This is a genomic window from Paenibacillus sp. Lou8.1 (genome assembly GCF_024213565.1).
Classification (GTDB): Bacteria; Bacillota; Bacilli; order Paenibacillales; family Paenibacillaceae; genus Paenibacillus; species Paenibacillus polymyxa_B.
The window spans coordinates 11072-27376 of sequence record NZ_JANAVN010000026.1; the positions used below are offsets into that span (position 1 = coordinate 11072).

The window sequence follows — 16305 nt, forward strand, 5'->3', positions numbered from 1 at the left end:
TCAATCGAATATTTATAGGCTTTCATAAAAATGCTTCATCTCTTCGAACTCTTCCAAATCCAGATCATCTGCCCCTACGTCTGTTGGTGTCAGTTCCTGACCGGACTGATCAAGGCAATGACGAATGGTATTCAACAGGTGTGTTTCGAAGCGGGAGAAAAGTTGTTTGACCGTGCGCTCTTCATATGCATTCCTGTCATAGGATATACGGATACTTAATTTTCCGTCCTCCAACCGGCTATCCATATAAAGAGCATAAGATGAACCATTAATCACATCCTTGGTACCTGGTCCAATTTCAGCTTGCAGCGGCGATATAGAAAAATAAACCGATTCCGGGTGTGGGGAGTCTATATAACGGAAACCAATTTCCGGATGACGAAAACGTTTAGAATCCGTTGGATTGCTGGCTTCGGTCAGATATCTCAATGCACCGTAGCCCAATCCGTGATTTGGAACCTGCCGAACCGTTTCCTTCACACGCTTGAGCAACAGCGCTATATCATCCGCAGATTTGATGTCCAGTACAACTGGATACACGGACGTAAACTGCCCTACCGTTCTGGAGATATCCAGCGAATTTGTTTCAGCCTGCTCTCGGCCAGGGTTCTCCACATAGAGTGCAATCCGTTCTTGTCCTGACCATTCGGACACTGTTTGCCCCAGTACGGACAGCAGTACTTCCTCCGGCACGGTATTATAGGCATGATTGACCTGTGTCATCAGATGCTGGGTTTCGTCAGTTGATAATTGCAGGTGGAGCTGATGTGTTTGTCTCTCCGATCCAGAATCCGTAATGACTTCATGGTCTTTGGGAAGCGTTCTCCACTCTGACAACTCTATCTTGTTCCAATAGTCCTGCTCCTTGAGCAGCTCTTTACTATTCGCATAATGCTCAAGATGCTCTGCCCACGTTTGGTAAGCGTTCGTTTTGTCCGGTAAAACAATCGTTTCCCCATCCAGAGCTTGTCCGTAGCCTGTTGCCAGATCTTCGAGCAAAATATTCCATGAAATGGCGTCAGCCACTAGTGGGTCTACAGCAAGGAAAAGATGATCTCCGCTATCCAGACGGAAAAGCCCTGCCCGAACTCGTGGTCCTTCAAACAGCCGCAGGCTGCTTTGAATCCGTTGACATTCAGCTTCCATCTGGCTGCGTGCTTCGCTTTCCGTTCCCGTAAGCGACAGTACCTCCAGCGTGATTAGCTCCTCATGCAGTCCTTTGTGAGCTTGCGTAACCGACTCGTCAGCCTGTTGTAATAAGCCAAGGCGCAGAGCATCGTGGTGCTCTACGATTTTCTTCAATGCGGCTCGCAATGGCTGCTCGTCAAAGCCCGACTTTGCCAACAGCAGTACCGACATTGCGGCAGGAAGTGCCTCGGATGCTGGATGCCGTTCAAACCCATCGAGTAGGTGTCGTTGTATCGGTGTCAGTGGTACTTCTCCATCTATCGGACCTTGCTCTATCGGACGGGACAATGTTTCTGCATAGCCGCTCAGGATTTCAATGGACGGATGCTCCAGTACGTGTCGGATATCCAGTAAATACCCGTGGAGACGCATGCGTGCGATGACTTGAACTGCTTTAATCGAGTCGCCTCCGAGCAGAAAAAAGTTATCCTGAATGCCCACCTGATCGCGTCCCAAAACATCTTGCCATACGGCGGCCAAAGCTTCTTCCACATCATTTCGCGGCGCTACATAGGCCACATCCGGTCGGAATAGCTTTTCAGGCTCCGGCAATGCTTTTCGGTCGGTTTTTCCGTTCGGTGTCAACGGTATCCGATCCAGAAACACGAAGTAAGACGGAACCGAATAATACGGGAGCAACTTGGCGGCATGTTCATGAATGACCGTTAAGCTTGGTGTTTCTTCTGTATGCAATACAATGTAGGCACACAAGACGGATTCTTGCTCTTTGTTTTGATATACAGTGACGACAGCCTCTTGAATTGCAGAATGGCTCATCAAAGCATTTTCAACCTCACCCAGTTCGATCCGGAATCCACGTACTTTCACCTGATGGTCGATTCGGCCGATAAACTCCAGATTTCCATCTGCTTTCCAGCGAGCGAGGTCACCCGTTCTGTACATTCGTGTCCCTATTGAAAATGGATTATCCACAAATTTTTCTGCCGTCAAATCCTCGCGGTTCCAATAGCCACGGGCCAGCCCTTCCCCTGCAATGCATAGCTCGCCCGGTATACCGATTGGCTGTAATCTGTTCTGCGCATCCATGATATAAATGTGCGTATTCGCAATGGGGCGTCCAATGTCAATCTGATTGGCATCGGTAAGTTCCTGCACTGCCGACCAAACCGTCGTTTCCGTAGGTCCGTACATGTTATAAATACGGGGGCCGTTCAATTTCTGCATTGCCTCCAGCAGCCTGGGCGGAAGCGCTTCTCCCCCAACCATAATTTCCTGTACACCTTGCAGCGCACGGGAGCCTTCTTCATGACTCAGCAGCATGTGCAGCCGGGATGGTGTCATTTGTAGCATGTCAACGTGGTGTGCAGTAATCAATTCGCCAAGTGTCTGAGGATCGACCTGATGATGGCGGTCGCCCAGTACGACGGTCATGCCGCCCAACAGGGGCAGAATCGTTTCCAAAACGAAAATATCGAACGAAATGGTGGTTAGCGATAAAATCGTTTTGTTTGCTGCAAAGTCGATCACTTCACGCATTCCTGTAATAAAATTCAGCACCGAGCGATGCTGGAGCATAACTCCTTTCGGATTTCCGGTTGAGCCAGAAGTATAGATGACGTAAGCCAGATGCTCCGGCTGAGCAGTGGCTTCCAGATTGGTCCTTTCCCCTTGATATACTTCCTCATCTTCGATAAACAGGGTGTTGGCGCTGTAATGGTGTTCTCCTACCAGATCGCGACTGGTCAGGAGCACGGCAGCCTCACTGTCACTCAGCATATACTCAATACGGGCTGACGGATATTCAGGATCGATAGGCACATAAGCGCCACCCGCTTTTAGCACGGCGAGCAGACCGATAATCATTTCCGCCGAACGCTGCACCATCAGGCCGACTAGCTTATCGGGTCCTACACCATGCGCTTGAAGTATCCGTGCCAGTGAGTTAGCACGTTCGTTCAACTCCCGGTAGGTCAGACGCTGATTTCCGAACACCAATGCTATATGACCCGGCGTCTGTACGACCTGCTTTTCAAACTGCCCGTGAACTGTCTCATGGTGCGGGAAAGGTACGACGGTATGATTAAATTCGGTTAGCAGTAATTGCTTCTCTTCATCAGATACGATCATAATATCGGCCAACCGCACCCCGACATCCTGCGTCACCGTTTCCAAAATTCGCACAAAATGCTCTCCCAGCCGTCGGATGGTCTCCGGTTTAAACAGCTTTGTGCCATACTCCAAAGTGAAGAACAAACATTCTTTTTCCTCGGTCACATGCAATGAAAAATCCACCTTGGAGATACCCGCGTTGAATTCTTCCGGTTTAAAACGAATGCCTCCTGTTTCCAAAACATCTGTGCCGACATTTTGCAAACTAAACATCGTATCGAACACCGGGTTTCGACTTACGTCGCGCACCAGTTCCAGTTTGTCTACAAGCTCATCAAACGGGTATTCCTGATGCTCCAGTGCCAGCAGCGAGTTTTGCTTAACCTTCTGCAAAAAGGATTGGAACGTTAAAAAAGATCGCGGCTGATTGCGAAGAACCAGCGTATTGACGAACATGCCAATCATCGTTTGCGTATCCACATGCCGTCTTCCGGCAACAGGTGTACCCACGATAATGTCCTCTTGACCAGAATATTTGCCCAGCAGGACATTATAAGCCGCCAAAAGTACCATAAAGATCGTAGATTCGGTATCTTGGGCCAATTTGTAGAGTGTGTTAGTAAGTTTGGATTCCAAGGTGACGGTCAAGCTGTCACCTTCAAAGCTTTGTGTTTGTGGACGTGAAAAGTCCGTAGGTATATTCAGTATAGGAAGCTCGCCATTCAAGGTCTGGAGCCAATATGATTCATGCGCTTGCAATGCGTCGTCAGTGATCTGCTGCTTCTGCCAAGCAACAAAGTCTTTGTAATGAAGCTGAATGTTCGCAAGCTGTCTACCCTGATACCGTTGAATGATTTCATCCAGCAGCACGGCCATGGAGAAACCATCGGACACGATGTGATGCATATCCACTAGCAGATTGAAGCCACCTTCGATAAATTCGTACAGTTCGGCGCGGAATAAAGGAGCTGTTCCCAGATGAAAAGGCTGAACAAACAAGGTCCGAGCCTGTTTTGCTTCTTCCTTGGAAATACGGGTATATGGTATGTCGAATGGAATCGTGTCCCGAACTTTTTGCACCACTTCCCCGTCTTCCAGATCGAAATACGTCCGAAAGGATTCATGACGCAAAATAACTTCCCTAACGGCTTTAATGAAGCGGGGAACCTCCAGATCTCCCTCTATGAAAAGCTGACCTGGTACATGATAGGCCTTTCCACCTCCCAACTGATCCAGCACGTACATTCTCTTTTGGGAAGAAGATACCGGATAGAAGGCTTGCGATTTCACAGATACAATCGGTTCGTAGGTCTTCTTTGTTCCACCCGCAATATATGTAGCCAGCTCTGCAATCGTTTGCAGCTCAAAAATGTGGCTAAGTGGAATGTGTACACCCAATTCCTTATTGACTCTCGACAGAATGACCGTCGCTTTTAGTGAATCACCGCCCAGTTGAAAAAAGTTATCGTCATAGCTGATATCCGTTACATTCAGAACGTCCTTCCAAATGTTCACGAGTTGATCTTCTACGCCGTGGTTCTCAGAAGCGGTGTCTGTTTTAGTGAATATGCTTGCTTGTCCCGGCTCTGGCAAAGCCTGTAGATCAGGCTGACCATCCGGCAGAAGAGGAATATGATCCATAGGAATCCAAAAACGAGGCTGCGTATAATCTGGAAGAATTTCGATTACAGCCTTTTTCAGTGCTTCTTCTTCCCATGGCTTCGATGCGTTTGCGACCACATAGGCGGTTATATATGAGACTTTTCCAGCTTCGTCCGTTTGCGGTGTAATGACGCAGGACTCCAATTGGAAAGTTTGCAGTAGATGTTTCTCCAACTGCTCCAGATTAACCTGATGTCCGCGAATGTGGATAGTCCGATTCAAATTGCCAATATGCCGCAGCTTGCCATCGTTTTCCACGTAAGCCCATTCTCGGGTTGTTCCCAACAGACCTGCTACTGAGGCTTGATACACCTCCCCTGCTGTCCCAACAGGTGCCAAATGCTTGTAGGCATCGAGGACGCAAAGATAGTTTCCGTTGGCATCGGTATTTGCTGCCCATGCAGTTCGAAGTTGTTCGTTCTCCGGCGCACGGAGTAAAGTCAGCGCGGAAACGCGAGCCCCTTCTTCCTTTACAAAGGAATGCAGCAGATTCAGTAAATATCCTGACCAGGCTTCGATAATGTTTGGCTGAAAAAGATCCGAATTGTAGTCGAAATCAAAACGTAATTGTTGCTGCGCCTCTGTCACATTCAAAAACAACTCGTATTTGCTGAATGATACCTCATTCTCAACGAGTTCCACTTCCAGTTCATGGAATTGAAAACGCGGAATCGGTCGATCCATATTGAATACAGCGTTAATGACAGGCAAATGCCTCAGCCCCAGCTGAGCGAGTCCGGCAAAGCTGTACTTTTGAAAGCTGTCTAGTTCATTCATGCGCTTTTTGACTGTTTGAACATGCTCCGTAAAAGTAGCATCAGGACGCACTTCGCTGATCATCGGAAGCAAGTTGACACAGTTGCCGATCAGAGAGAAGGCGTCCATATGGGATTGTCCTGCGGTGGGAACCCCCACCGTTACTTCCTGCTGCCCTGTCAGCCGATGTAGAAAAATCTGAAAGGCGGATAGCAGCGTTATAAAAAGACTGCTGCCTAGCTTTATGCTGGCGGATCTCAATTGTTTAACGAGCTTCGCTTCGAGCATTATGGTATGTCTGCTTCCTCTGGAAGACGGAATTTGTATTCCCCTTACCGGAGATGGCAGATGGAGGACAGGCTGCTGCTTTTCTAGCACTGCTGACCAAAAAGCAAGGGCCTCTTTTTTCCCTGCTTTCAATTGATCTTGCTGCCAAACAACGTAATTCCGAAAAGGTACTGGATCGGGAAGGTTGTAGTCAGCATGTCGAACAAGCGCAGAATAGATGTGTTCCAGTTCCTGAATGAATACACTGATTGACCAGCCATCCGCGATAAAATGATGAAACGTAAAAACACCCAGATGCTCTTCATCCGATATTTTCAGCAGATGAATTCGGAATAATGGCTCGCCTGGCGTCATGGCAAACGGGGTTTCACTGTCCTTGATCATCCATGCCCGGATATGTTGTTCCTGTTCATCTGGGCGATAACTGGTAAAATCATGAAGCGGGATTTCCGCTTTCATCACAGGAGCGAACACCTGAGTTTCCCCATCGCCGCTCATAAAGATATGTAAGGCTTCATGACGGTTTACAATGGTCTGGACAGCTTGGTTGAACGCCTGCTGCTGAAGTGGACCACGAAACCGCAACAAGGCGGTTTCGTGTAAAGATTGAGAGTCACTTCGATCTGAAACAGAAGCGAACCAAAGCTGCTTTTGCTCTGGAGTTAACGCAATAATAGTTTCTGCTGCTTCAGCCTCTGGAGGTACAGTTACAGGTACAGGTTGCTTTCCCGGCCCCGGGCCGTTTCCATTCGGGGGCGGGTCCGGTAAAAATCCCCCTTTACGCAGCTCGTTCACGCTATCCTTGACCGCTTCTACGATTCGCGCAATATCTTCCTCGGTATGGGCCGTGGACAAGAAGCAGTTTCGTCCCTCCCAGATATAGATGCCTTTGTCCAGCATGTGATAAAAGAACAGCTCCAGATCGCCTTTGAGCACGAAGCGGAATAGGGAGCCAAAGTGAACGACCTTCATAGGTACGCGTTCGTCAGTGAAATAGCTGTTCAGCTCCGCTGCTAACGCCGAGGTGCGGCTGTTCAAGCGATTTTGCAGTTGCTCGCCATGCTTCTCCAAATGATCCAGCACCGCTAAGGATGCAGCCATTGCCAGCGGATGATGGCAGAAGGTTCCTGCCACAAAGGTTCGCTGCTGCTCATGCTGCGGATAGGAATCGTCCCCGAAGCTCCACGTGCCTCCGTCGATCCCGTTCATAAAGGCGGCTTTTCCAGCTACGATGCCGATGGGCAGCCCGCCGCCAATGATTTTACCGTAGGTCACGAGGTCGGCTTGTACCCCAAACCACGCTTGGGCTCCTCCGGGCTGAATCCGGAAGCCTGTGATGACTTCATCAAAAATGAAGGCAGTACCCGACTGCTCCGTTATCTGGCGAATTTTCTGCAAAAAGGCTTTAGGCTGAAGATCTGGTCGGCGGCTTTGTACCGGCTCCACTATAACCGCGGCCAGTTCATGCGCATGGGTGCGGATATAATCCAGAGAATCGTCCGCCCCATAATGAAGCACGACGACATCGTCCACCATATGCTGCAAGATACCTGGAGCTAGAGGTGTCGAATGCTCCTTGTCATCACCCGCGCTCCCCAGTGCCAGCACCCCGTCGAATGTACCGTGATACGAGCCAGCAAAAATGACGACTTTAGCTCGTCCAGTGGCAGCACGTGCCAAACGGAGCGCGACCATGACGGCTTCCGTGCCGGAATTATACAGGGCAATCCGTTCCACACCGGTCATCTTGCATATTCGCTCGGCGACTTGCCCAGCCATGTTGGACATGGGGCCAATACACATGCCGTTCTTCAGTTCTTTCTCAATTTTTTCACGAATAAAGGCTGGATTATGTCCAAACAGATTTACACCAAAGCCCATCGTCAAGTCGACATATTCATTGCCATCCAGATCCCAAATTTTTGAACCGTCTGCACGCTGGGATACAATTTGATACACCATTTCCTTCAAAACAGGCCGGAAACCAGCCACATTGCGGTTATTGGCGTATACGGAGCGATACTGCTGGGTGTACTGTTTGGTGCTACGCGTACGGGCCGTGTAGCGTTCAATCAGTTCTTGCAGGTGTTGTTCCTGACGGAGCGAAAGCAATTCACGTGCTTTAACATCCAGCTTTTTATAAGGTGTATACGGCTTGGCTTCATTGCCTGTCTTCTTGAAAACAGCCTTTACGGATGGTGCTGGTGCTAATGCAGCCGCGACTTTCTGCTTGGATTCGGTACGGATGATTTGCGCACTTTCACTACTTGCCGATAGCAAAACGCCCGTTTCCGGGTTAAATGGCTCGGAAGCTATTACGGATGCAGATGGCTGATGCCGGAGAACATCGAGCTGCTGTGACATCAGATGTAGCTGTTGCTCCAAAATTCGCTCTACAGCCGCAGGAGCTGTAGCGATTGGAAAGCTTTGAGCCCGTGTTTGCCCAGCCGTGTCTATGGCATAAACGGATGCCGCAGCCGGAACAGCGGATTCATGAGACAATTGGGTTAACGGGAAAGCTGCATGATCAACCTGATTCAAAGTTGTTTCTGGACGATTTTCCACAGATTGAACCGGGGTTTCAGCAGAAGTGAAAGTGCTCACCCGCTCAGCTACGTAGCTGGCCAACAGCTCCAGCGTGGTCAACGATTCGAAAAATTCGTTCATTGGAACGTCCAGTCCGAAGGTATCCTTGATACTGTGGCGAACCTGGGACAAATTAATGGAATCTAGCCCAAGCTCCAGAAAATGTGTTTGTGGCTCCAGTTCCTCCAGACTGAGTTGAGACACGTTACCGATCATTTTCGCTAACTTTTGAAGAATAGATGATTTGTGCTGATCGATAGCAGATGCTGGCGCTGAATACTCGTTCCCCATCATTCCAGACTCCTTTACTGTTGAGTTTTCATGAACTGGCGCCTTCTGTTCCGCTCGAACCTGTTCAGGCACGTTAATCCAGCATCTTTTCCGTTCGAATGGATACGTAGGCAGAGAAACCTTTTTATAACGCTTACCTGCATAGAGGGCGTTCCAATCGATCTGCGCTCCTTGCACGTACTTGGCAGCAAGCTGCTCGAGGGATTGGAGCGTGTTCAAGCTTCCAGTGACCGTCTCTACGCTGCCTATGCTATCCGCTATTCCGGTGTATACACCTTCGACAACTCTGCCTTGTTCATGCAACTGAAGCACCTTCGCTTTTAACGCATCCGCTCCTGCGGCAGTCACAGCAATCCGATGATTCAGATGGCTTCTGCCTGTGTTAGCCGTATAGCACACATCCTGCATCACGAGCTCTTCTGCGCGTCCGAACCGTTCTGCGTACCGTCCGACCAACTGGCGCAAAGCGGATTCACTTCGCGCCGACAGGGTCAACAGCAGCGGTGATGATTTATTGTTGCTGCCCGTTGAGCTTGGATCTGATTCCGTCTTCGCTATATATTCCTCCAGCACCACATGGCAGTTTGTCCCGCTGAATCCAAAGGAACTCAGTCCGCTTCTTCTCGGGAAACCGTTCGACTTCCATTCCCGTAGCTTCGTATTGGCATATACCGGGGATTCCTCAAAATGGATCTTCTGGTTTGGTGTGCGAAAATGAACGAGCGGCGCAATCTGTTGGTGCTTCATGGACAATACGGATTTGATCAAGCCCGCAATCCCAGCGGCTTCGTATAAATGACCGATATTCGTTTTGACCGTGCTGATGGCCACAAACTGCTTACGCTGTGTATGCTTGCGGAAAGCCTTGGTAATGCCGTCAATCTCAACCGGATCGCCCAGCTTGGTTCCGGTGCCATGTGCTTCGATACAACTTATCGTTTCAGGATCAATCCGTGCATCGCGCCACGCCTGCGAAATCACTTCTGCCTGAGCCAGCGCATTCGGCGCGGAAATACCAATCGTGCTACCGTCCTGATTAATGGCACTTCCCTTGATCACGGCTAAAATGTTGTCACCGTCTTGTTCCGCTTTGCGCAGCGGCTTCAGTAAAACGGCTCCAACTCCTTCACCCCAGCCCGTTCCGTCCGACTGGTCGTCGAAGGCGCGTGCTCGATCATCGGAGGATTCCATGCCAATGCCCGCTTTCAGCGGCAGTAAAATCGTCTTCACTCCACCTGCCAAGGCCATGTCGCAGTCTCCGCTAAGGATGGACTTGCAGGCCAAATGCACTGCCACGAGTGATGAAGAGCATGCTGTATCAATTGTTAGCGCCGGACCTTTTAGATCGAGCAAATATGCAATCCTGCTGGAAATAATGGATGATAAATTACCAATGGCAAAGTTCGGCAGCGCGCCCGGTTCCACCTCAGACAACAAACGCTCGTATTCGAAGCTGGTTTTGGAGAAGCCGACATACACGCCGACCTTTTGGCCTGCCAGTTGCTTACCCCCATACCCCGCATCCTCAATCGTGCTCCAGGCTGTTTGTAGAAATAACCGTTGATTCGGGTCCATGAGTGAGGCTTCCCGTGGAGTCAGCTTAAAGAAGGAATAATCGAATTTGTCTACTTCATCCAGATAGCCGCCTTCTGCAATTTGTATATTTCGTCCTTCCGTATTCAGACGGGAAATGAAATCTTCGGCATCTTTTCTTCTTTCGTCGCTGTACGGGCCGATATTGTCAGCCCCTGATGCCACATTCGCCCAAAACTGCTCTAATGTTTCCGCTTGAGGAAACTTGCCTGACATGCCGATGATGGCGATATCCCGGACATTTGCTTCCTCCTTGGCCTCGGACTGTGCTGTTGCAGCCGGGTCGCTGCTCATGCCCTGACTAGAGATATATGCAGCAAGCTTGGCGATGGTCGGATAGGAAAAGAAGTCCGTCACCTCAATATGAATCCCTAATTGATCCTCCAACAGGTCCACAATTTGAACGAGCTGCAAGGAAGTCACTCCGATATCAAAGTAGCTATCGTCCGTCCCGATCGACTTTACATTTAAAATATCCTGGCAGATTCCAATCAGCTTCTGTTCTATCTCTCCTTGAGGTAAGACTACACGCTCAGCTGCTTGCATGACTCGAGTAGCCTCGGCCAGTGCTGTCAATATTTCATCAAATTCGCCCTGCTCATAACTCTGGGCTAATTTGAAGCGCTGAACCTTTCCACTAGTTGTTTTAGGAATACGCCGGATCGGAACCACATCCTGAATATGCCAACCTCCCCGGTAATTTAGATGACTTTTCAGCTTTTGGACAAGCGGTACAAAATGCTCTATCTTTTTCGTGTGCATCACAAAGGCAATAATACGATCCTGCCTCATTTGCGTATCATGTACACCGCAGACGGCTACTTTTCCGAGATCCACACCATCCAGTTCCTCGGCAATCCTCTCGATGTCATGCGGGTAGACATTCTGTCCGTTCACGAAAATGATATCCTTGGCTCTACCAGTAATAGTCAGGCGACCGTTCCGCATAAACCCTAAATCGCCGGTGATAAGCCAGCCATCCTCTGTTTTGACCTTCGCGGTAGCCCCTGGATTGTTATAGTATCCGGATGCCACATTTTTGCCGCGGATCTGTGTGTGTCCAATCACCCCATCTTCGAGCACCTGATTTTGTTCATCGCAAATGCGGACAGAGGTACTAGCCAGCGGATACCCCAAATCTACAAAAGTAAGACACCGCTTGTCGGACTTGTCCACTTCTTCTATAGGTTCACCTACGTGTAACTGCTGCCGATTCAAATGAATGGGGATAAAGGTGTTTTTGTCCAGAGGTGGAGAGGAAACGCCCACGCTCGCCTCTGCCAATCCGTAGACAGGCAACATCGTATTTTTATTCAAACCGTGAACACTCATTGCATCCATAAACACATGACAAAGCTCCACAGATACGGGCTCCGCTCCATTTAAGATCATACGGACACTCGACAAATCCCAGTTAGCTGCTGTTTCTGGTTTATACTGATCGAGAAAAAATTTATATCCAAAATTGGGAGAGCATATTTGAGTCACCTTATGCTCCGATACTTTTTTTAGCCATAAAGACGGGCGTCTGATAAAAAGTGCCGTTGGCATAATCAACTGCTTGGCATTAGCGATCACACAGGTTAAATGAAATGCGATCAATCCCAGGTCATGCGTAAGCGGCATCCAGCCCAAATAAGCATCCTTGGAGCTCATGCCCGTTTGATTTGCGATATCCCGAATATTGTAAACCAAATTTTCATGCGTCAGCATGACTCCTTTGGGATCACCTGTAGAACCTGAGGAAAATTGGATAAAAGCTAAATCCTCCGGTTTGGGTATATGGACAACACCTTTACTCTGATTGGAATAATCGAATATATGGCTTGAAAAAGTCGCTTTTTTAACGGGCTCAAAGGAATCCAGCAGTTCGTGCTGGTGCGAGTATTTTTCTAACTGTTCCAATACCTTGTCATCTGCAATCATATAAGGGCGGGAAAGTGTATTCCAGATTTTAAGCAATTTCATTTTATGCTCATCATTATTCCCTATGCTTACAGGAACAGGAACGATTCCACCAAGTAGGCAACCCCAAAATACATTCACAAAGGTATGATTGTCGTCGATCTGCATGATCAGCTCATCGCCAGGTTGTATCCCTTTTTCCTGTAATTCATAAAGTACCTGTGATGCTTGCTCCAGAAGTTTACAGTAGGATACGTATTCCTCTTGTTTATCACCAGAAATAAAGGTGATTCCGTTCTCATCCCGGCTTGCACGGTCTTGAATGATTTCAATTAAAGTTTGAAACTGTTCCATCCTGATCCCTCCTCAATTGCTCTAGCATTACTTTCTGCTCTCCTTCGGAGACCTGTTTGGTTTGCAACACCAGGCGAATACACTCCAAAATCTCCTGTCTTTGCTCAAAAGCAGGAGGTGAACCGCTCCCTGATTCAGAGCTTCGAAGTAATTCTTCCAGTCTTCGAACAGGTAAAATAACACCCTTTCGATAATCATCTTCATTCCAATTGGCATTGGGGGTAGATACCGCCAGTGAAAGGGAACGAGCAACCCAATCACGGATTGAGAAGCGGCGTTCCAGTTCAACGCGATCCAAGTCTCTATCCACGGACAGAAATTCAATGGTAGTGTTTATTTCCTTCGCCAAATTTTTCAGCACCGTTCGTGGACCTAACTCGATGCCTTGTTTCACGCCACGATTCACCATATACTGCATGGTTTGAATCCAGCGAACCGGGTGAGTCATTTGCAAAATCAATCCTTGACGGATGCTGTCAACATCGGGGTATGGCAGAGCGGTCACATTGGAGATCACGGGCCACTTCGCCTCATTTAAAGTGTATTTTTGCAGCTCTGCGGTCAGTCTATCCGCAGCATGCTGCATCAGCGGACTATGAAAAGGGCCGCTGACCTGCAAGCGGGTAATTTGGGCCCCTCGCTGTTCTAACTCGCCAGCTACCACAGCAACAGAAGTGAGATGACCTGAAACGACGTACTGGTTAGGTGAATTGTAACAGGCAATGACAGCAGGCTGATCGACTGTAGAATGCAGACGACAGAATTCTTCCACAGCGCCTGGCTCAGCTCCGCGAACGGCAATCAAGCTGCCCAGTCCGGCCACTGCGGCTTCTTCCATGATGCGTCCTCGCTTTTGAACCAATCGTAAAGCGTCGCTAAAGGATAGAACACCGCTACTTACCAGAGCTGAATATTCACCCAGGCTATGACCTGCTGAAAATTCAGGGATAATTCCGATTTCATGCATATAACGCCGGAATGCAATGACACTGATCGTGAGAAGTGCGGGCTGAGTATAGAATGTTCTGGATAGCTGGGTCATCGGACCTGCCATGCATAAAGCTTTCAGATCATATCCCAAAATATCAGCAGCCTCTTCGAACAAGCGATCCGCTTCTGCAAAGCCGCTATGCCACGTAGCCCCCATTCCTACATACTGAGAGCCTTGCCCAGGAAAAACCAAAGCCATGCGATTCATATCAAACCCCTTTCCACAAAAAAAATATGGATAAACAAAAAAAATCACATTTTATGTATGAATACATATATATGGTGACATTAAGAAGTAGAGAAAAATACAGTAAAAAACAACGAACTCGATTGCCAAAAAACAGTAATCGACATATGGCAGTGAATTGGTAATAGGGTTTCGTTCGTGGTGTGATTGTGATCAAAAGTCAGGTGTGTGAGTAGACTTGGAAGTGTAAAAACCTTGAGGTATACTAGAATTTCAGGCTTGGAACCTAAAATTCAGCATCATAGATGAATGTGATGAGAAATTGTTGGGGTTATACAGGATGTTTTTCGATGTAAGTATTAAATGAGAAATATTTTATTTATATAATAGATATGGACTCGAAAAATGTCAATATATTTTTAAATTCCTTTAATAAGAAAAAAATGCGATATATGAATGGTTTTATTTCAATATAAACATAAAAGTAAATTAAAGTATGTCGATATAATGTATAAATATATTATACACACAAACCATGCCCTTTTTTGTCTAAAAATCAGGCATTGTTTGTAATTTTTAATGAATTTTTGTAAAAATTTCTGTGTAGTAAGTGTAAGAAACGGAATTTGTGCTATATCTGGTGCTTGACAAACCAAATTGTAACGCGTTGCAGTCGTTCCACACGAAGCTGCGGATGTCCTTTTCGTGAAAGTTCGTGGCTTTATCCAACCCCCTTTCGGCGAACGAATCTGCTTCGTCCGTTCTTGGTGATCGGGTCTATTTATGGTTAGCCGTTCACGAATGTAGGTATCAAATAATTCAGGATTCACCACTTTACGCAGTAAATGCATCGTCCCATCCCCTGTTCCGTGATCAAAAGCATAGATACGTTCATATTCCCAACGCTCGTACATGGATAGCAGATATGGATGCTTCTCCGCTGTCGCTAGTATCACCGTAGGGGCACCCAACTGATCACGAATAATCGTGTGTTCTATCCAATTCGTTTTCTCCCGTACCCTTGCCCTGTGCAGCCGGGTCTACAGCGAACCACATGAGGAAGATCAAAAGTTCTAAAATGCAACCTGATGGCACGCTTTTTATGACGAATTTTATAATGAAAAATTAAGTTACAAAGGTGTTCCTCATAAAATTGTGCAATGGTCTGCAGCGTCAATTGCTCTTCTGAAGGAAGCTCTTCTAAATCTATGAGTTCATGAACAGATAAGTACATAACATTTCCCCTAAACTAAAGAATCGGCCTTGAATAATCAAGGCCGATTCACGTTATTAACATAATAGTGGCAACGGCAGAGATCATCTCCCTGCGAGATAGGAATGGAATTATTCACCACCCGTAAGAGCCCCTAAGCGGGTACGCGCGAGTGTCTCATCCGCGTAGTCGGAGCAAATAAATTTGCTCATAAATAGCAACATGCAAAGTAATTTTTATCCTTAGAAACCGAACTGAATCCTTAATACAGCGGGTTACTTTACACTATATGCGGCATTTCATTTGTTCAAGTTTATCTTTAAAATTATATTTGTTCATCTAATGACTTAGTGAACTACACGCCACTCCAAGTTTACAGGTTAGTCTCTAACCCAATAGATGCAATTACAATGCGAGTTTCAGTAGATTATTGGCAGCGTTCACGTCCCGATCATGATGTACATTACAGCTGGGACAAGTCCATTCACGCAAGCCAAGATTCTTCACGTCTGCATTTTTGTAACCGCAACATGAGCATAATTGTCTACTAGCTTTGGGTGCAATAATCAGATCACGTCCTTACCAGTTCGCCCTGTACTCAAGCATCGAACGGAACAAGCTCCAAGATACTTCACTTATCGTCGCTTTAGCAAGCTGATTTCTCACTTTGTCCTTGTTAGCACCCATAAAATAAATATCTTAAAACCTTTCAGAGACATATCTTCAGGAACAAGCATAATAATCCAGCATTCTGTTATGATTACTTTTATTTCATATGGACGTAGTACATATCCATGCTCATACATATAATAGCACTCTTTAGGCTAACAGTTCACTTTGAGTTAAGAGGAATTTCTTCAATTAAACTTGCGTCTGTATGGCGAACATTCCCTACAGCTTTAGAAAACGGGATACGAGTTCATTAATCCAGCAGGGTATGGCCGAAGCATTTTTAATACATGTTCCGTTTTTGTTATTTCAATGTAAGAACTACGTCATCCATCAAGCCTACTCTTCGTCAGGACTAGGTTACTTCTATGTTATTCCTTCTTAGTTTCCATATCCTATTTTTAAACTGTTTAAATATCTAATTCCGAGAAGATAAAAGAGAGCACAGCCCATTAAGGCTGTGCTCTCTTTTATCGTGCTTGGCGACGTCCTACTCTCCCAGGACCCTGCGGTCCAAGTACCATCGGCGCTGGAGGGCTTAACGGTCGTGTTC

The 16305-nt window shown here is 47.3% G+C and carries 2 protein-coding genes, 1 rRNA gene and 1 pseudogene; all 4 read right to left on the reverse strand.

The annotated features are described in order from the left end of the window. Window positions 1–12: 12 nt before the first annotated feature. Window positions 13–12693, reverse strand: a complete 12681-nt coding sequence (locus tag NLX78_RS25855) for a non-ribosomal peptide synthetase/type I polyketide synthase (RefSeq protein ID WP_254351871.1) — start codon at window positions 12691–12693, stop codon at window positions 13–15. Beyond that, complete coding sequence (fabD, locus tag NLX78_RS25860) at window positions 12668–13891, reverse strand: ACP S-malonyltransferase (RefSeq protein WP_254351872.1); 1224 nt, start codon at window positions 13889–13891, stop codon at window positions 12668–12670. The genes NLX78_RS25855 and fabD overlap by 26 nt, the downstream gene beginning before the upstream one ends. Before the next feature lie 1597 nt (window positions 13892–15488). Then, window positions 15489–15743: pseudogene (locus tag NLX78_RS25870) on the reverse strand (zinc ribbon domain-containing protein); the annotation flags it as partial. A 486-nt stretch (window positions 15744–16229) separates the two neighbouring features. Beyond that, window positions 16230–16305: ribosomal RNA gene (gene rrf, locus NLX78_RS26950) — 5S ribosomal RNA — on the reverse strand; the annotation flags it as partial.